Source organism: Luteimonas soli (assembly GCF_042648865.1).
Classification (GTDB): Bacteria; Pseudomonadota; Gammaproteobacteria; order Xanthomonadales; family Xanthomonadaceae; genus Luteimonas; species Luteimonas soli.
In genome coordinates this window covers 599,819-617,920 of the sequence record NZ_JBHRYA010000003.1, presented here as the reverse complement: position 1 = coordinate 617,920, position 18,102 = coordinate 599,819, and the positions used below count along the sequence as shown (strand labels likewise).

Genomic DNA, 18,102 nt, shown 5'->3' with positions numbered 1-18,102 from the left:
CCGCCATCGTGGCGCCGCGCCGGCTCGTTTCCACCACCGCAGTAGAATCGTTCCATCACGCGCAGGGCCAAGGCCCCCGCCAAAGGACACGGAAACCGAATGTCGCAGCAAACCACCATCCGCAAGCTTGCCGCACTGGTGAACACGCCGGTCGAGAAATTGCTGGAGCAGCTGGCCGAGGCCGGCATGAACTTCAGCGATCCGGACCAGGTCGTCTCCAGCACCGAGAAGGTCAAGCTTCTGGGCTTCCTGCGCCGCACCCACGGCAAGGCCGACAAGGCTGCCGAGGATGCGGTCGTACCGAAGAAGATCACGCTCAGCCGCAGCCGCAAGCAGGAGCTCACCGTCGGCGGCGGCAAGAACCGTTCCACGGTCGATGTCGTCGTGCGCAAGAAGGTCACGCTGGTCAAGCCGGGCGAAGCCGCTGCCGAGGCAACGCCGGCGGCCGCAGCCGCGGCCGGCGACGACGAGCGCGCCGAGATCCTGCGCAAGCTCGAGGAATCGCGGCTGCGCAACCTGACCGAGCAGCAGCGCCTGGCCGAAGAGGACAAGCGTCGCGTCGAGGAGGCCGCCGAACGCAAGCGCAAGGAAGAACAGGAAGCCGAGCGCCTGCGCGTCGAGGCGGAAATGGCCGCGGCCGCAGCCGCGGTGCCCCCCGAGGACGAAGCCGCCCCGCGCAAGCCGCACGGCCACGGGCACCCGAAGCCGGCCGCGCCGCGCGGCGACGACCGCGGCGGGCACAAGCACAAGACCCGCGGTTCGCATGCGATGGTCGCAGGGGTCGAAGACGACGAGAGCGCCGCGCGCTTCGCCGGGCAGTTGCACCTGTCCGCGGCCGACCGCGCGCGGCGCACCACCGCGCGTCCCAAGTCCCGTGCCACGCGCCAGAACCGCGACCAGGCCCGCACCGGCACCGGCTTCACCCGGCCCACCGCGCCGGTCGTGCGCGAAGTGGCGATCGGCGAGGCGATCACCGTGGCCGACCTCGCCCAGAAGCTGGCGATGAAGGGCGGCGACGTGGTCAAGGCGCTGTTCAAGATGGGCGTCATGGCGACCATCACCCAGAGCATCGACCACGACACCGCGGTGCTGGTCACCGAAGAACTGGGCCACACCGCGGTGCGCGCCGACGCAGACGACGCCGAGAGCGAACTGCTCGCGCATGTCGAGAACGTGCAGGGCGACAAGGCCGCCCGTCCGCCGGTGGTCACGATCATGGGCCACGTCGACCACGGCAAGACTTCGCTGCTCGACTACATCCGCCGGACCAAGGTCGCCACTGGCGAGGCAGGTGGCATCACCCAGCACATCGGTGCGTACCACGTCGAAACCGACAAGGGCGTCATCAGCTTCCTCGACACCCCCGGCCACGCAGCGTTCACTTCGATGCGAGCGCGCGGCGCGAAGCTCACCGACATCGTGGTGCTGGTGGTCGCGGCCGACGATGGCGTGATGCCGCAGACGATCGAGGGCGTCCAGCATGCCCGGGCGGCCGGCGTGCCGCTGATCGTCGCGATCAACAAGATCGACAAGTCCGAAGCCGACCCGTCGCGGGTCAAGAACGAACTGCTCGGCCAGGACGTGGTGGCCGAGGAGTTCGGCGGCGACACCCAGATGGTCGAACTTTCGGCCAAGACCGGGCAGGGCGTGGACAACCTGCTCGACGCGATCTCGCTGCAGGCCGAGGTGCTGGAGCTCCAGGCCGTGGCCGAGGGGCGCGCGACCGGCGTGGTGATCGAATCCTCGCTCGACAAGGGCCGCGGCCCGGTGGCGACAGTGCTGGTGCAGCAGGGCCAGCTTGGCAAGGGCGACTACCTGGTGTGCGGCGTGCAGTACGGCCGCGTGCGTGCCCTGTTTGACGAGAACGGCAAGCAGGTGCCCACCGCGGGTCCGTCGATCCCGGTGCAGGTGCTGGGTCTGTCGGGCGTCCCCGATGCGGGCGACGACTTCGTGGTGGTCGAGGACGAGCGCCTGGCCAAGGAAGTCGCGCAGCAGCGCGACGCCAAGCGCCGCGAGACGCGCCTGGTCAACCAGGCGGGCAACCGCATGGAAGACATCATGGCGCAGATGGGCGAAGGCACCGGCCAGCTCAGCCTGCCGCTGATCATCAAGGCCGACGTGCAGGGCTCGGTGCAGGCGCTGACCCAGGCGCTGACCGGCCTGTCCAACGACCAGATCCGGATCAACGTGATCGGTTCGGGCGTGGGTGGCATCACCGAGTCCGACGCGCAGCTGGCCGCGACCTCCAAGGCCACGCTGATCGGCTTCAACGTCCGCGCCGACGCCTCGGCGCGCAAGGTGATCGAGGGCAACGGCGTTGACCTGCGCTATTTCTCGATCATCTACGACGTGATCGACCAGGTGAAGCAGGTCGCTTCGGGCATCCTCGGCGTCGAGATCCGCGAAGAGATCATCGGCACGGCCGAGGTCCGCGACGTGTTCCGCAGCTCCAAGTTCGGCGCGGTGGCCGGCTGCATGGTCGTGGAGGGCGTGGTCAAGCGCAACAAGCCGATCCGCGTGCTGCGCGACAACACCGTGATCTTCGAGGGCGAGCTGGAATCCCTGCGCCGCTTCAAGGAGAACGTCGACGAGGTCCGCAGCGGCACGGAGTGCGGCATCGGCGTGAAGCAGTACAACGACGTGCAGCCGGGCGACCAGATCGAGTGCTTCGAGCGCATCGAAGTCCAGCGCACGCTCTGATGCCGCAGAAGTCCTTCCATCGCACCGATCGCGTTTCCGCCCAGCTCCGCCGCGAGCTGGGCACGCTGGTGCGCGATGCGGTGGCCGAGCATGGCCTGCCGTCGGTCAGCGTTTCGGACGTGGAAGTCACGCGCGATCTGGCGCACGCCAAGGTGTTCGTCACCGCGCTGCAGCCCGAGCGTGCGGCCGAAGCGATGAAGGGGCTCAAGGCCGTCGCGCCGGAAGTGCGTTACCGGCTCGCGCGCGCGGTGAATCTGCGCCACGTGCCGGAGCTGCACTTCCACTACGACGATTCGGTCGACCGCGGCGAACGCATCGACAACCTGCTGCGCGACCTGCCCGACACTGGCGACGACGAGCCGTAGGCCGGAGCTACGCCCCCGACGGCCTTACCCGCCGGCGATTGCATCGGACCGACGTGCACCAACCCGTAGGATGGGTAGAGCGAAGCGAAACCCATCGCTCCACGCGATAACACCATGCGCGATGATGGGTTTCGCTTCGCTCTACCCATCCTACGAAAGCCGCTCCTGCAAGAGCTTTGGCATGCGGCTCGCATCTACAATGTCTGCATGAGCAAACCGCCGCGCACCCGGTTCCGCAGCCTCGACGGCATCCTGCTGCTGGACAAGCCGCGCGGGCTCAGCTCCAACCAGGCGCTGCAGCGGGTGCGCCACCTGTTCCGCGCACGCAAGGCCGGGCATACCGGCAGCCTCGATCCGCTGGCGACGGGCCTGCTGCCGGTCTGCTTCGGCGAGGCGACCAAGATCGCCGGCGGCCTGCTTGGCGCACGCAAGGCCTACGACGCGGTCGCGCGGCTGGGCATCGTCACCGACACCGACGACGCCGACGGCCAGCCATTGCGCGAACGACCGGTGCCCGCGCTGTCCATCGACACCATCGACGCCGCGCTGCTCACGCTCACTGGCCGCATCCGCCAGCGCCCGCCGATCTACTCGGCACTCAAGCGCGGCGGCGAGCCGCTGTACGCGAAGGCGAGGCGCGGCGAGGTGGTGGAAGTCGAGGAGCGCGAGATCGACGTGCACGCCTTCGAGCTGCAGTCGGCGGCCGACCTGCTCGACGCCGGGCAGCCGCTGCTGCGCCTGCGGGTCGAATGCGGGTCGGGCACCTACGTGCGCAGCCTGATCCGCGACCTGGGCGAAATCCTGGGCTGCGGCGCGCACGTCGCGGAGCTGCGGCGGCTGTGGGTCGATCCCTTCCGCGAGCCACGGCTGTGGACGATCGAGGCCCTGCAGGCGCTGGCCGAACGAGGCGAACGCGGGCTCGATGCCTGCCTGCTGCCGGTGGAAAGCGGCATGGCCTCGTGGCCGGAGGTCGAGGTCGACGCGGCGCAGGCGGCCCGGCTGTCGCACGGGCAGGGCGTCGCCGGGGGCTTCCATCCGCAGGGGGCGGTGGCGATCTTCGACCCGGGCGGGCGGGCGCTGGGGCTGGGCGAGGTGGACGGCGAGGGGCGGTTGCGGCCGCAGCGCTTGTTCAGCTGGGCCTGCGCCCAGCCGGACAGCCCGGCAGTTCAGGTTCCCTGAGCTTGTGACCGGTGCCGCCAGGCGCTACAATTTTGCGGCTTTTTCAAGCACTTTCGCACCACGACACCCCCAAGCAAACGGCGAGCCGAGCGGTGCGCAGGCCATGCAACGGCATGGCGTCGCGTTCCTGCAAGCCACGCATCTACCCAGAGGCAGACACCAGATGTCCATCGATACCAGCACCGTCATCAACGAACACAAGCGCGGCGACAACGACACCGGCTCGCCGGAAGTCCAGGTCGCCCTGCTCACCGCCCGCATCGTGCACCTGACCGAGCACTTCAAGACCCACAAGCACGACCACCACAGCCGTCGTGGCTTGCTGCAGATGGTCAACCGCCGCCGCAGCCTGCTCGATTACCTGCACCGCAAGGATGCCGCGCGCTACAAGGCGCTCATCGAGAAGCTCGGCCTGCGCCGGTAACCCCGGACGACACCGCGGCGCAGCAATGCGCCGCGGTTCTTTTTTGGATCGCTTCGCGCGATCCGCCCGGTCGGCGGCAAGGGCCTCCTTCCGGTTCATCGCAAGAGTCATCCAAGGAATACACACGTGGCAAAAGTTACCAAGAGCTTCCAGTACGGCAACCAGACGTACACGATCGAGACCGGTGAGATCGCCCGCCAGGCCGGCGGCGCCGTCATCGTTTCGGTCGACGGCACCGTGCTGCTGGTCAGCGCAGTCGCCAACAAGACCGCGCGCGAGGGGCAGGACTTCTTCCCGCTCACCGTCGACTACCAGGAGAAGTTCTACGCAGGCGGCCGCATTCCGGGCGGCTTCTTCAAGCGCGAAGGCCGCGCCACGGAGAAGGAAACCCTGATCTCGCGCCTGATCGACCGCCCGATCCGTCCGCTGTTCCCCGACGGTTTCCGCAACGAAGTCCAGGTCATCGCCACCGTGATGTCGATGAACCCGGAAGTCGACGGCGACATCCCGGCCCTGATCGGCGCGTCCGCCGCGCTGGCGCTGTCCGGCGCGCCGTTCGGCGGCCCGATCGGCGCCGCCAAGGTCGGCTACAAGGACGGCCAGTACCTGCTCAACCCCACGAAGACCGAACTGGTCGACTCCAAGCTCGAGCTCGTCGTCGCCGGTACCGCCAACGCGGTGCTGATGGTCGAATCCGAAGCCCAGGAGCTGTCGGAAGACGTGATGCTCGGCGCCGTGATGTTCGGCCACCAGCAGATGCAGGCCGCGATCAACGCGATCAACGAGCTCGTCGCCGAAGCCGGCAAGCCGAAGTGGATGTGGGAAGCCCCCGCCGCCGACGCCAACATGGTCGCCGCGCTCAAGGCCGCCATCGGCGACCGCCTGACGCAGGCGTTCTCGGTGCGCGACAAGCTCGAGCGCAAGGACGCCATCTCGGCGCTGAAGAAGGAAGTGGTCGCCGGCCTGGCCGAGCAGATCGAAGCCAACGGCTGGAACCCGGCCGAAGTCTCCAAGCAGTTCAGCGAGCTCGAGTACGAAACCATGCGCGGCTCGGTGCTGAGCACCAGGGTCCGCATCGACGGCCGCGCGCTCGACACCGTGCGCCCGATCGCTTCCAAGGTCGGCGTGCTACCGCGCACCCACGGCTCGGCGCTGTTCACCCGCGGCGAGACCCAGGCCATCGTGGTCACCACGCTCGGCACCGCGCGCGATGGCCAGATCATCGACGCCGTCTCCGGCGAGTACAAGGAACACTTCCTGTTCCACTACAACTTCCCGCCGTACTCGGTCGGTGAAGCCGGCCGCATGATGGGCCCGAAGCGCCGCGAGATCGGCCACGGCCGCCTTGCCAAGCGCGGCGTGCTCGCCGTGATGCCGACGATGGAAGAGTTCCCGTACACCATCCGCGTCGTCTCGGAGATCACCGAGTCGAACGGCTCCTCGTCGATGGCCTCGGTCTGCGGCAGCTCGCTGTCGCTGATGGACGCCGGCGTGCCGATCAAGGCGCCGGTCGCGGGCATCGCCATGGGCCTGGTGAAGGAAGGCGACGACTTCGTCGTGCTGTCCGACATCCTCGGTGACGAGGACCACCTGGGCGACATGGATTTCAAGGTCGCCGGCACCGAGAGCGGCATCTCCGCCCTGCAGATGGACATCAAGATCCAGGGCATCACCGAGGAGATCATGAAGGTCGCGCTGGCCCAGGCCAAGCAGGGCCGCCTGCACATCCTCGGCGAGATGGCCAACGCGCTGACCGCGCCGCGCCCGGAGCTGAGCGACTTCGCGCCGCGCCTGATCACCATCAAGATCCACCCCGACAAGATCCGCGAAGTGATCGGCAAGGGCGGCTCGGTCATCCAGGCGATCACCAAGGAAACCGGCACCCAGATCGACATCCAGGACGACGGCACCATCACCATCGCCTCGGTCGACGCCGCCGCCGGCAAGGCCGCCAAGGACCGCATCGAGCAGATCACCTCCGACGTCGAGCCGGGCCGGATCTACGAGGGCAAGGTCGTCAAGCTGATGGACTTCGGCGCCTTCGTCACCATCTCCCCCGGCAAGGACGGCCTGGTGCACGTATCGCAGATCTCCAACGAGCGCGTCGAGAAGGTCTCCGACAAGCTCAAGGAAGGCGACATCGTCAAGGTCAAGGTGCTGGAAGTCGACAAGCAGGGCCGCATCCGCCTGTCGATGAAGGCCGTCGAGGAAGGCGAGGGCGCCACGGCCGAATAAGCCGTCGCGACATCGCAGTGCAATCCGGAAAAGCGGGCCTCGGCCCGCTTTTTCTTTGGCCGCACGTCGGGGCCACGCCCTCGACACCCGCGAACCCCGCCGCAGGTCGGGGCTACGCCCCCGACGCCCCACGAACCCACCGTAGGTCGGGGCTACGCCCCCGACGCCCCGCGAAAAGCCGTCGGGGACGTAGCCCCGACCTACGGCTCCCGGATATCGAGTGCGTCCTCTCCGCATCGAAGCCAGATCGCCACCAGGCCGGGCCCTGCTAAAGTCGCCCGCACCCGACCACGGAGCGCCCGCATGGCCGCAGGAGCACAGGAACTCGAAACCTTCGTCCGCGAAGCGCTGACTCGCGGGCAGTCGCGCGAAGCGATCGCACAGGCGCTTGCTGCGGCGGGCTGGACCGAAGCGCAAACCCGCGACGTGCTGTCTGCCTATGCGGACGTCGATTTCCCCGTCCCCGTGCCACGCCCGCGCGCCTCGCTGTCCGCGCGCGAAGCCTTCCTCTACTTGGTCCTGTTCGCCTCGCTGTACTACGCCGCATTCCACGTCGGCAGCCTGCTGTTCGATCTGATCAACGCCGCATTCCCGGATGCCGCCTCCGGCCGCGGCTACTTCGGCTCCTCGATGCGCTGGTCCACGGCGTCGGTGATCATCGCCTTCCCGGTCTTCGTGCTGCTCGCGCGCCACTTGGCGCGCGAAACCGAACGCCAGCCGATCAAGCGCCTCTCGCCCGTGCGCCGCTGGCTGACCTACCTGACCCTGTTCCTCGCGGCCGTCGCCCTGATCTGCGACGTCACCACGCTCGTCTACAACCTGCTCGGTGGCGAACTGAGCATGCGCTTCGTGCTCAAGGTGCTGGTGGTGGGCCTGATCGCCGGCGGCGTGTTCGGCTACTACCTGTGGGACCTGCGCCGCGAAGAGGTGGAACCGTGAGCGCGCGTCCGGTCGGGCAGTGGCTGCTGGTGCTGGCCGGCCTCGTGGTCGTCGCGACGGTGGTCGGCGCAATCGCGGTCATGGGTTCGCCCGGCGAGCAGCGCCAGATGCGGATCGACGAACAGCGCGTCCAGGACCTGCGTTCGATCGAGGCCGCCGTCCGCCTGTACCGGAACGATGAAGGCAGCCTGCCCGACGACCTCGCAACCATCGACGCACGCCCCGGCGTCGCGCTCGACCTGGCCGATCCGCAAACCGGTGCGCCCTACGAGTACCGGCGCACCGGCGCCGACGCATTCGAACTCTGCGCGAGCTTCGCTACCGACAGCGCGACCCGCAAGGCGCGACGGAACTGGCAGGGCATCGAATGGGCCCATGGTACCGGGCGCCATTGCTTCACGTTCCGCATCGAGGACAAGGATCGGGCGACCGCCGATTCCACCGCACCCTGAGCGGCGCACGACACGCCGGTCCATGATGAACTCACGACAGCAGTCGTTTCCTGCCGGCGCCTTGGCCAGATACACAACGATGTTGTATATTCCGCGCCCGTCCCGCCGGCGCCGCGCATGCTTGGAAAACCGCAGTTCGAGGCCCTGTCGGAGTTCCGCTTCCGGCTAGCGCAGTTCCTGCACTTCAGCGAGTCGGCCGCGCGCGCCGAGGGCGTGACTCCGGCGCAGTACCTGTTGCTGCTGCACCTGCACGGCTTCCACGGACGCAGCTGGGGCACGGTCGGCGAGCTGGCCGAACGCCTGCAGGCCAGCCACCAGGCGACCGTCGCGCTGGTGCAGCGCTGCGAGCGCAATGGCCTGGTCGCCAAGCGGCGCAGCCGCAGCGATGCACGCTGCGTGGAGATCCGGCCCACGGCGCGCGCGCGGGCGCTGGTGCGCCGCGTCGCCCGCTGCCACGCCGAGGCGCTGGCGGGGATGGACGACGTGTTCCGCGCAGCCAGCGCGGCGGGCGAGGCGGTCGGCGCGCAGTCGCGCGCGCGGCACGGCAAACAGGCAAGGGGTGGCGATCGATGATGCACAAACGTGATTTTTCCGGCAGCAATCGCCTGTTGCTGCTGTCCGCCTTCGCGGTGGTGATCGGTGGGCTGAGCACGCTCGGCGCGTGGCTGCTGCTGGCGATGATCCGCTTCTTCACCAACCTGTTCTTCTACCAGACGCTGTCGCTGGCCGAGACGTCGCCGGCCGACAACACGCTCGGTGCGTGGGTGATCGTCGTGCCCGCGCTCGGCGGCCTGATCGTCGGGCTGATGGCGCGCTACGGCAGCGACAAGATCCGCGGCCATGGCATCCCCGAGGCGCTGGAGGCGATCCTGTTCGGCAAGAGCCAGATGTCGGCCAAGGTCGCCGTGCTCAAGCCGCTGTCGTCGGGCGTGGTGATCGGCAGCGGCGGCCCGTTCGGCGCCGAAGGCCCGGTGATCATGACCGGCGGCGCCGCGGCATCCCTGCTGGCGCAGGCTTTCCACCTGACCTCGGCCGAGCGCAAGGCCTTGCTGGTCGCCGGTGCATGCGCGGGCATGACCGCGGTGTTCGGCACTCCGCTGGCGGCGATCCTGCTGGCGGTGGAACTGCTGCTGTTCGAACTGCGCCCGCGCAGCCTGCTGCCGGTGGCGCTCGCGTGCACGGTGGCCGGCTTCCTGCGCCCGCTGTGGGCCGAGGCCGGGCCGCTGTTCGCGATGCAGACGCCGCCCGCCGACACCATCGCGCTGGTGTCGTGCGTGGCCGCGGGACTTGCCTGCGGGATGCTGTGCACCGCGATGAGCAGCATCCTGTACAAGGTCGAGGACGCCTTCGGTCGCCTGCCGATCCACTGGATGTGGTGGCCGGCGCTGGGCGGGCTGGTGGTGGGCCTGGGCGGCTGGCTGGAGCCGCGCGCGCTGGGCGTGGGTTACGACGTGATCGGCGACCTGCTGGCCGATGAACTCGCCCTGCAGGTCGTGGTCGCATTGGTGCTGGTGAAGGCGGTGATCTGGGTGGTCGCGCTGGGCTCCGGCACGTCCGGCGGCATCCTCGCGCCGCTGCTGATGATCGGCGCCGGGCTGGGCTGCGTGCTCGGGCCGTGGCTGCCCGGCGGCGACGTGCGGCTGTGGGCGCTGGTGTGCATGGCTGCCACGCTCGGCGGCACCATGCGCGCGCCTCTCATGGCGGTGGTGTTCGCGTTCGAGCTGACCTGGGACACCAACGCGCTGCTGCCGACGATCCTGGGCTGCGTGGTGGCCTACGGGTTTTCGGTGGTCGCGATGCCGCGCTCGATCCTCACCGAGAAGATCGCCCGCCGTGGCCTGCACGTGTATCGCGAGTACGGTGTCGACCCGCTCGAGCGCCACTTCGTCAGCGAGGTGATGACCGCCGATGCGGTGACGATCCCGGCATCCACGCCGGTGCCCGAAGTGCAGGCGCGCTACTTTGGCGTCGGCCAGAAGCATCGCGCCTATCCGGTGGTCGACGAAGACCGTCTGGTCGGCATGATCGACCGCGACGACCTGCCGCCCGACGTGGTGCAAGACGAAACGCAGCCTGTGGGCGAACTGCTGCAGGGCATCGCCGCCCCGCACGCGCTGGCCCAGGAAACCTGCCGCGCCGTGGCCTCGCGCATGGCGGCGCTTGGCCTGCAGCGGCTGCCGGTGGTGGAGTCCGAGCAGTCGCAGAAGCTGCTCGGCGTGGTCAGCCGCAGCGACCTGCTCAAGCCCGCCCAACAGCTGCACGAAGAAGAGTCCCGCCGCGAACGCTTCCTCCGCCGCTAGCAAACGCCCACCGCCGAACGTCGTCCCTCCCTTCGTTATCCCCCTCCGTCCACATCCCTTCCTTCGACGTCATCCGCCTTTCCGTCGTCATTCCCGCTTTCGCGGGAATGACGAGCGAACAAGCAACTGCCTGGAGGTTCTCCGGCCGCCAAACATGGCGACCCACCCCGCGGAAGGTTAGGCTTGCATCGCCCCGGCCCACGTATTCATGCAATGGAGGCGTGATGCATCCCCCTGATCCAGTGCCTGCGCCCCCGGCCGCGACCAGCCACGCCAGCATCCCGCAGGCACGCAGGGCCCATCCGTGAACGAAGAACTCCTGCTGTTCACCATGCTCGACATGGCCGGCACTTTCGCCTTCGCCATCAGCGGCGCGATTGCCGCGCGGCAGAAGAACCTCGACCTGTTCGGCATTATCGCGATCGCCTTCATGGTGGCCTGCGGCGGAGGCATCATCCGCGATGTCTGCATCGGCGCGATTCCGCCGGCCGGCCTCACCGACTGGCGCTACCTGACGCTCGCCCTGGTCGCCGCGGCGCTGGCGATGGTGGCGTACCCGCTGCTGCAGCGCCTGGACCACCCGGTGCAGATGTTCGACGCGGTGGGGCTGAGCTTCTTCGCCGTGTTCGGCGCCCACAAGGCGCTGGCGCTGGGCTACAACGCCCAGGTCGCGATCCTGATGGGCATCGTCAGCGCCGTCGGCGGCGGCGTGCTGCGCGACGTGCTGCTCAACCGCACCCCGCTGATCCTGCGCAAGGAGATCTACGCCTCCGCCGCGCTCGTCGCGGCCGTGGTGCAGGTGGGCGGCGTCCGCCTGGGACTGTCGATGGATTGGGTGCCCTGGGTCGGCATCGGGCTGTGCTTCGGCCTGCGCTTCCTGGCCATGCGCCATGGCTGGAACCTCCCGCGCTTCGCCCCCCACAGAAAACCGTAGGTCGGGGCTACGCCCCCGACGGCCCTTGATCTTCGCCCGCATTCCTCCAGCGCTACAGCAAAAAACCGTCGGGGGCGTAGCCCCGACCTACGGCTTCAGCGCCAGAACGGGATACGCCAGGATTCCGCTGCGTTCCCGTCATGACCGTCGGCGTCGTCATGCAGCTCGGCTCCGGCACGCGCCACCTGCAGTTCGTGGCGGCCGGGCGCCAGTGCGCGCACGTCGATCATCGCCACCAGTGCGGGGCGGTCGGTGCGCGGGTCGCTGCCGATCTCGTAGGGCACCGGGTCGAGCGGTTTGCCGTCGAGCGTCACCGCGTGCATGCGGCGCAGGCAGGCGAAGGCGCTGTCGGCACCGGCCGCCGGCCCGGTGCAGTCGTGCAGCCCGCTGGCGTCGCGGGTGGGAATGTACGGGACGGTGAGGCGCAGGTAGGACCCGGTGGAGATGGCACTGGGAATGAACGCGGCGGTGTCCTGCAGCGGGTTGCGCTCGTCGTCATAGTGCGCGCTGGCGAGCGTGTGCCGCGCGTCGGCAAACTCGGGGAATCCGGCGTAGTTGCCGGGGAACCTTGAGTTCATGTTGGCGAAAGCGACCAGCCCGACGATCATCGCGACCGCAAGCATCAGCAAGACGGTGGCAGTCTGCGTTAGGCGGTCGCCGCCATGGCTGGAAAGCAGGGTGAAGGTGGGGTTGGATGCGCGCTGCGAGAGTCCGAGGCGGGCGTAGGCGCGGAACAGGACGTCCAGCAATCGTGCGGCCCAGCCGTCCCGTCGCAAGCGCTCTCCAAGGCGCCTGTCGACGAGGCCAGCCAGGAACAGTGGCAGTACCACCGCGGCAGCCAGGTAGCCCAGCGTAGTGCCGACATGCAGCGGAGTGCCGAGGATCTCCTGGAGGCCGAAGACCAGGCCGAACAAGGCGATCACCAGCACGCTGATCAGCAGGTAGGTCGTGGCCAGCGCCACGCCGACCGCGAACACCACGGTGGCGCGGTTGTCGGCGCGGTCGATCGAGGACCCGGCATCGCCGTAGCGCGCAGCTTCGATCCCGCGCTGGATCGGGCCGATGCGCAGACGGTCCCAGTGGATCCCGCCGGGAAATACCGAGTGCATGCCGACCACGGCGATCCACTGCGCGCGCAGCAGCAGGTGGATGGCGAAGGTCGCGGCGAGCGTCAGGGCGCAGCACATCAGGTAGACGTAGAGCAGGAATAGCAGCTGGCTCCAGTCGCTGTCCAGGCGCGCGCTCAGGTCGAAGAAGCGCGCGTCCAGCCAGCCCGGCAGCTGCAGCATTGCGAAGATGGCGACGCCGGAGATCAGCAGCTCGACTTCCCAGGTCGGCGTGGTCCGGCGTGGAAGGCTGGAAGTGGCGTCGTCCGCAGGCGGCGGCACGGGATCGGTCATGGTTTTCCCCCAGGCGGAGCGTGCAGGCTGGCAAAGCGGGTGGCGAGGTGCAAGTGCGAGCCGGGCAGGGAGTGCGCGGAGTGATGGGCATCGCCATCGGTCCGCCCCGCCGCCTTAGGTCGGGGCTACGCCCCCGACGTGCGCGCGGGTTGGATATCCGTCGAATGATCCCGGATCCGGTGCGGGGGGATCAAAGGCCGTCGGGGGCGTAGCCCCGACCTACGGCGGACTTTCGCGGTTTCAGGCCGGCGTCATGTCGCTGCCCTGCACGATACCCAGTGGCGAGTAGCCGGTGTAGCCGGGGAACACGGCGCTGAGGTGGTTGTTGCCCATGCGGCGGATCAGCAGTTCCGAGAGCACGCGGCGGAAGTCGGTGGTGACCGGGACGTCGCCGAAGTAGGGCGAGAGGATCTCCGGGTCCAGGCCCTTCCAGCTGCCGTAGAGCTTGCGGCCGTTGACCGCGCCGCCGAGTACGAGCAGCGGGTTGCCGTAGCCGTGGTCGGTGCCGCGGCTGCCGTTCTGGCGCACGCGGCGGCCGAACTCGGACTGCACCACCACCGTCACCCGGCCGATCTCGCCGCCGGTCTTGAGCTCGCCGTAGAACGCGGCCAGCGCCTGCGACAGGTCGGCGACCTGGTTCTGGTAGTAGTGGTAGCCGGCGCCGGCCGTGCCCTGGCCGTCGTGGGTGTCCCAGCCACCCAGGTCGACCGCGGCGTAGCGCATGCCGAGGTTGAAGCGGATCGACTGCGCCACCGTCCACAGCTGGCGCGCGAACGTGCTGTCCGGCCAGGTGGCCGGCATGTCCGCGTACGGCTGGCCGGCGATCACGCGCAGCGATGCGTCCGCGCTGCGGCCGGAGGCTTCCAGCCCGGTCTGGCCTTTCCACAGGGTGGCCAGGGTTTCGTTGACGCCCTTGAGTCCGGCCGGCGAGTCTTCGCGCGTGCGCTGCCAGGCCCAGGCGCCGGAATTGAGCGCGAAGTCCGACGGGCTGCCCATCGTCAGCGCCTCGGTGGAGCCGAGCATGTTGGCCGGCGTGCGGCTGTTGACCGCGAGCGCGGGCATGGCGGCGTTGCCGGGCGCGCCGGGCTGCGAGTTCCAGGCGCGGGTGAGCCAGCCGGTGCCGGCGCCCTTGGTGCCGGGCGTGCCCAGGTCGAGGTAGAGCTGGGCGTCGAAGTGGCTGCGGGTGACCGTGGTCAGCAGGCCGCAGCTGTTGACGATGGCGAGCTTGCCGTCGGTCCAGATGTCGCGCAGGCCGGTGGCCGACGGGTGCAGGCCGAAGCCGGTGGCGGCGCCGCTGGACAGCGTGAGCGGCAGCGCGGCATACGTGCCGGTGGCGGGGATCGACAGGTCCGGGCGCGCTTCCTCGTAGAAGGCGCGGTCGTTGCCCGACACCGGCGGCACCAGGTTCAACCCGTCGATGCCGCCGCGCAGGAACACGTGCACGATCGTGTCGTACGGATTGGCCGCGGCGTGCGCGGGATCGGAGAACAGCAGCGACGGTCCGGCCACGGCGCCGACGGCGGCGGTCGCGCAGCAGCCCTTGAGGAATTCGCGGCGGTCGAGGAGCAGGCGGTCCTTGGATGAGCTTGGCATGGCGGGCTCCTCAGCGGGCCAGGAATTCGGGGGACATCAGCACCAGCGACACCATCGAGCGCAGCCGCTGCTGGTTGTAGTGGCGCTTGAGGTCGTTGCCGGCCCAGCTGTCGGTGTCGGCGATAACCTCGCCGGCGCTGCCGTTCTGGCGCATGAAGTCGACCAGCACGCTGCGCCGTGCCGGCAGGTAGCCGAGCAGGCGCTTGCACCAGAAGTCGACCAGGTTGGTCGACGTCCACTGCGGCACGCCGCTGCGCGTGACCTCCAGGATCGGCAGCAGCGGCACGTCGGCGGACCTGGTCTCGGTCAGCCAGTTGAGCAGCTTCCAGGTCATGCCGAAGCTGTTGGAACCCGACCACGCCACTGCCGTGTCCGGGTAGCCGTTGGGCGCCGGCCAGTCATAGGGCGTGTGGCCGGTGAAGCCCATCCGCCAGCCGAACTCGCCGCTCTTGTCGTCGTCCACGTTCGGCGTCCAGTCGCTGCCGGACAGGCGCAGCGCCGCGGCCACCGCCTCGAACGGACGCCGCCGCTTCTGGCCCCAGTTGTTGAACGCCGCGTCCGACAGCAGGATATGGCGCAGGGTGCGCTTGATCTGGTCGGGCTTCTGCCAGTTGGCGCGGAACACGGCCGCGGCGCTGTCGATCAGCTGCTGGCTCGGGCGGTCGGCGCAGAAGCGGCGGATCAGCTTCTTGCAGATGAACTTGGCCACGCGCGGGTGGCTGGCGATGCGGTCGAGGATGTCGCGGCCGTCCTTGAGCGCCGGCTGTTCCGGGTTGAGGAACATGCCCAGCGGGAACTTCGGCCCCGCGTCGTGCCAGCTGGAGCGGTAGACGAAGGTGCCGTCGTCCTCGGTGGGGAACTCCCAGTGGCCGTCCTTGATCGTCCAGCCGGTGAACGCGGCGGCGGTTTCGTACACATCGACGTCGGTGTAGCCGATCGGGTACGACGGGTCCTCGGGGCAGGGCGGGACCTGGAACGGGTCCATGAAGCCCAGGTAGTTCTCGCTGCCGAAGGTGTGCAGCTCCATCAGCTCGCGGGCGAAGTTCTCGTTCGGGCCGGCGCGGGTATTGGACTTGTTGTCGAGGAAATACTGCATCGCCGTGCTCTGCGCCACGGCCTCGAGCATGGTGCGGAAGTTGCCGAAGGCGTTGGCGCGGATCACGTCGCGGTCGTAGTGCACGTACACCGGGCCCGCCGAGTAGTCGGTGGCCATGACGTTGAAGTGGTCGTGCCAGAACGTCACCAGCAACTCACGCAGCTGGCGCTTCGAATGCACCGCACGCACCAGCGAAGCGCGCTGGACTTCCCACGCCGGGCGCATGCGCACTTCCCACGCCGGGTCGCCGAGCACGTGCTCGCTCCACAGCTGTTTCAGGCTCTTGCCCAGGGTGGTGTAGCCGGCGGCGGCCAGGCGCGACTCGACGGCGCTGTCGTCGATCGCCTCCCAGTCGAGCTGGTCGTCCACCCACAGCGTCAGGCGCTCGACGTCATTGCTGCCGATCGCGTTGAACGCGGCGATGTCGGATGCGGTGGCGCCGTAGCTCATGTTGCCCAGGGCACGGATCGCCAGCGACGGCCTGGGCAGGGTGATCCGCTGCGGTGCGGACATGCCGCCCATCGACGGCGCGTCGGGGAAGCCGGGCGCGGGTGGGTCGGCGATCGCGACGTGGCCGTCCGGGTCGCCGGCGCTGCCGTCGAAGAACGTCGTGACCGCGTTGGAAACCGCCGCGCGCGAAGGCGGCATGGCGGAGGTGTCGGGCGCTGCGGGCGCGGCTTCGGCATGCGCAGCGGGCATGGGCTGGTAGTGCAGTGGCCTGCCGTTGCCGTAGCGCTGCTCGATGGCCACGCGGGCGCGGGCCACTTCGGCCTCGCGGCGGGCGCTGGCAACCCGGCGTTTCACGGGTGGATCCGCCGGCGCGGTCGCGGGCGTGGCCGCGGGAGACAGGAAATCGGCGGGCGCCGGGCACTGCAGGCCGGCTTCGGCAAGGCGCGCGGAAGGCGCCGCGCCGGACGACATCGGATTCGACATTGGCTGTTTCCCCAGCGAAAACTCCCTGTAGGGAGAGTATGGGGTGAATCCCCGCGCGGTTGTGACCGCGCTCGCATAGCCGGGTCCGGGTGCGCGGAGGGGGCGCCCCGCGCGGGGGCTCAGATCAGTCCGGTGGCGTAGAACACCCCGATCACCACGAACACCGCCAGGGTCTTGATGATGGTGATCGCGAACACGTCCTTGTAGGCCTGGCGGTGGGTCAGGCCGGTGACCGCGAGCAGCGTGATCACCGCGCCGTTGTGGGGCAGGGTGTCCATGCCGCCGGAGGCCATCGCGGCGACGCGATGGAACACTTCCAGCGGGATCCCGGCCGCGTCGGCGTTGGCGATGAAGGTCTCCGACATCGCCGCCAGCGCGATGCTCATGCCGCCGGAGGCCGAGCCGGTGATGCCGGCCAGCGCCGTGACGGTGACCGCTTCGTTGACCAGAGGATTGGGGATCGCCCCCAGCGCGTTGGCGACCACGAGGAAGCCGGGCAGGGCGGCGATCACCGCGCCGAAGCCGTACTCGGACGCGGTGTTCATCGACGCCAGCAGCGCGCCGCCGATCGCGTTCTTCGTGCCTTCGGCGAAACTCGCCAGCACCGGTTTCCAGGCGAACGCCATCACGGTGAGGATGCCGACCAGCAGTGCGCCTTCCACCGCCCAGATCGCGGCGATCTTCGACACGTCCTGCACCACCGGCGCGGCGTTGCCGACCACGGCCGGCACGAAGGCGTGGCTGTCTCCGTAGAACCGGGGGATCCAGTCGGTGAACAGCTTGTTGGCCACGCCCACCAGCAGCAGCGGCAGGATCGCGATGAAGGGGTTGGCGAGCTTGCCGCCGGTGAACTCGGCCGGCTCGTTCACCAGCGTGGCCGGGTCGCCGTAGCCTTCGCCGGACTTGAGCGCGGCGCGCCGGCACCAGTCGAGGTAGAGCATGCCCACGACCAGGATGAACACGCCGCCCAGCGTGCCCAGCCACGGTGCGGCCCAGGTGTTGGTGCCGAAGAACGAGGTCGGGATGATGTTCTGGATCTGCGGCGTGCCCGGCAACGCGTCCATGGTGAAGGTGAACGCGCCCAGCGCGATGGTGCCGGGGATCAGGCGCTTGGGGATGTCGCTCTGGCGGAACAGCTCGGCCGCGAACGGATACACCGCGAACACCACCACGAACAGCGACACGCCGCCGTAGGTCAGCAACGCGCATACCAGCACGATCGACAGCATCGCCCGCTGCGCGCCGACGATGCGGATGGTGGCCGCCACGATCGCCTTCGAGAAGCCGGAAATCTCGATCAGCTTGCCGAACACCGCGCCCAGCAGGAACACGGGGAAGTACAGCTTCAGGAAGCCGACCATCTTGTCCATGAACAGGCCGGTGAACATCGGCGCGACCAGCGACGGGTCGGTCAGCAGCACCGCGCCGAGCGCCGCGATCGGCGCGAACAGGATCACGCTGTGGCCGCGGTAGGCGACGAACATCAGGAAGCACAGCGCGGCGAGGACGATAAGGAACGACATCCATGACTCCACCCGCCGGAGTCGGCCGG

At 69.0% G+C, this 18,102-nt stretch carries 14 protein-coding genes; 10 read left to right on the top strand and 4 right to left on the bottom strand.

Annotation, left to right across the window (positions count from 1 at the left end; translation table 11 throughout):
- The first annotated feature begins 99 nt into the window (after positions 1-99).
- The 10 genes from infB (at position 100) to ACFONC_RS05975 (ending at position 11,528) form a co-directional block, all read left to right on the top strand.
- Entirely contained in the window at positions 100-2,700 is a 2,601-nt protein-coding gene (gene infB, locus ACFONC_RS06020) for a translation initiation factor IF-2 (RefSeq protein WP_386742808.1), read from the top strand.
- The gene (rbfA, locus tag ACFONC_RS06015; RefSeq protein ID WP_386742807.1) at positions 2,700-3,065 is read left to right on the top strand and encodes a 30S ribosome-binding factor RbfA; all 366 of its coding nucleotides are present in this window, start codon (positions 2,700-2,702) and stop codon (positions 3,063-3,065) included. Before infB ends, rbfA begins: the two co-directional genes overlap by 1 nt.
- A gap of 207 nt (positions 3,066-3,272) precedes the next feature.
- A complete protein-coding gene (gene truB, locus ACFONC_RS06010) occupies positions 3,273-4,244 on the top strand; it encodes a tRNA pseudouridine(55) synthase TruB (RefSeq protein WP_386742806.1) in 972 nt (323 codons plus the stop codon).
- A 163-nt stretch (positions 4,245-4,407) separates the two neighbouring features.
- Complete coding sequence (rpsO, locus tag ACFONC_RS06005; protein ID WP_386742805.1) at positions 4,408-4,668, top strand: 30S ribosomal protein S15; 261 nt, start codon at positions 4,408-4,410, stop codon at positions 4,666-4,668.
- 126 nt (positions 4,669-4,794) lie between these two features.
- Positions 4,795-6,903, top strand: a complete 2,109-nt coding sequence (gene pnp / locus ACFONC_RS06000) for a polyribonucleotide nucleotidyltransferase (RefSeq protein WP_386742804.1) — start codon at positions 4,795-4,797, stop codon at positions 6,901-6,903.
- A gap of 303 nt (positions 6,904-7,206) precedes the next feature.
- A complete protein-coding gene (locus ACFONC_RS05995) occupies positions 7,207-7,842 on the top strand; it encodes a DUF5671 domain-containing protein (RefSeq protein ID WP_386742803.1) in 636 nt (211 codons plus the stop codon).
- Positions 7,839-8,294 (top strand): hypothetical protein, encoded by a 456-nt coding sequence (locus ACFONC_RS05990; RefSeq protein ID WP_386742802.1) that lies wholly within the window; start codon positions 7,839-7,841, stop codon positions 8,292-8,294. The genes ACFONC_RS05995 and ACFONC_RS05990 overlap by 4 nt, the downstream gene beginning before the upstream one ends.
- Before the next feature lie 117 nt (positions 8,295-8,411).
- The gene (locus ACFONC_RS05985) at positions 8,412-8,867 is read left to right on the top strand and encodes a MarR family transcriptional regulator (RefSeq protein ID WP_386742801.1); all 456 of its coding nucleotides are present in this window, start codon (positions 8,412-8,414) and stop codon (positions 8,865-8,867) included.
- Positions 8,864-10,594 (top strand): chloride channel protein, encoded by a 1,731-nt coding sequence (locus ACFONC_RS05980; protein ID WP_386742800.1) that lies wholly within the window; start codon positions 8,864-8,866, stop codon positions 10,592-10,594. Before ACFONC_RS05985 ends, ACFONC_RS05980 begins: the two co-directional genes overlap by 4 nt.
- Positions 10,595-10,898: 304 nt before the next feature.
- The gene (locus ACFONC_RS05975) at positions 10,899-11,528 is read left to right on the top strand and encodes a trimeric intracellular cation channel family protein (protein WP_386742799.1); all 630 of its coding nucleotides are present in this window, start codon (positions 10,899-10,901) and stop codon (positions 11,526-11,528) included.
- A gap of 95 nt (positions 11,529-11,623) precedes the next feature.
- Here the strand turns inward: ACFONC_RS05975 and ACFONC_RS05970 are convergent, their stop codons facing one another.
- From ACFONC_RS05970 to ACFONC_RS05955, 4 genes are all read right to left on the bottom strand, one after another.
- A complete protein-coding gene (locus ACFONC_RS05970; protein ID WP_386742798.1) occupies positions 11,624-12,928 on the bottom strand; it encodes a hypothetical protein in 1,305 nt (434 codons plus the stop codon).
- Between the two features lie 240 nt (positions 12,929-13,168).
- Positions 13,169-14,521, bottom strand: a complete 1,353-nt coding sequence (locus tag ACFONC_RS05965; RefSeq protein WP_386742797.1) for a DUF1501 domain-containing protein — start codon at positions 14,519-14,521, stop codon at positions 13,169-13,171.
- Positions 14,522-14,531: 10 nt separating this feature from the next.
- On the bottom strand, positions 14,532-16,550 hold the full coding sequence (locus ACFONC_RS05960) for a DUF1800 domain-containing protein (RefSeq protein ID WP_386742796.1): 2,019 nt from the start codon (positions 16,548-16,550) through the stop codon (positions 14,532-14,534).
- 119 nt (positions 16,551-16,669) lie between these two features.
- On the bottom strand, positions 16,670-18,073 hold the full coding sequence (locus ACFONC_RS05955; protein WP_386742795.1) for a GntP family permease: 1,404 nt from the start codon (positions 18,071-18,073) through the stop codon (positions 16,670-16,672).
- Between the last annotated feature and the right edge of the window lie 29 nt (positions 18,074-18,102).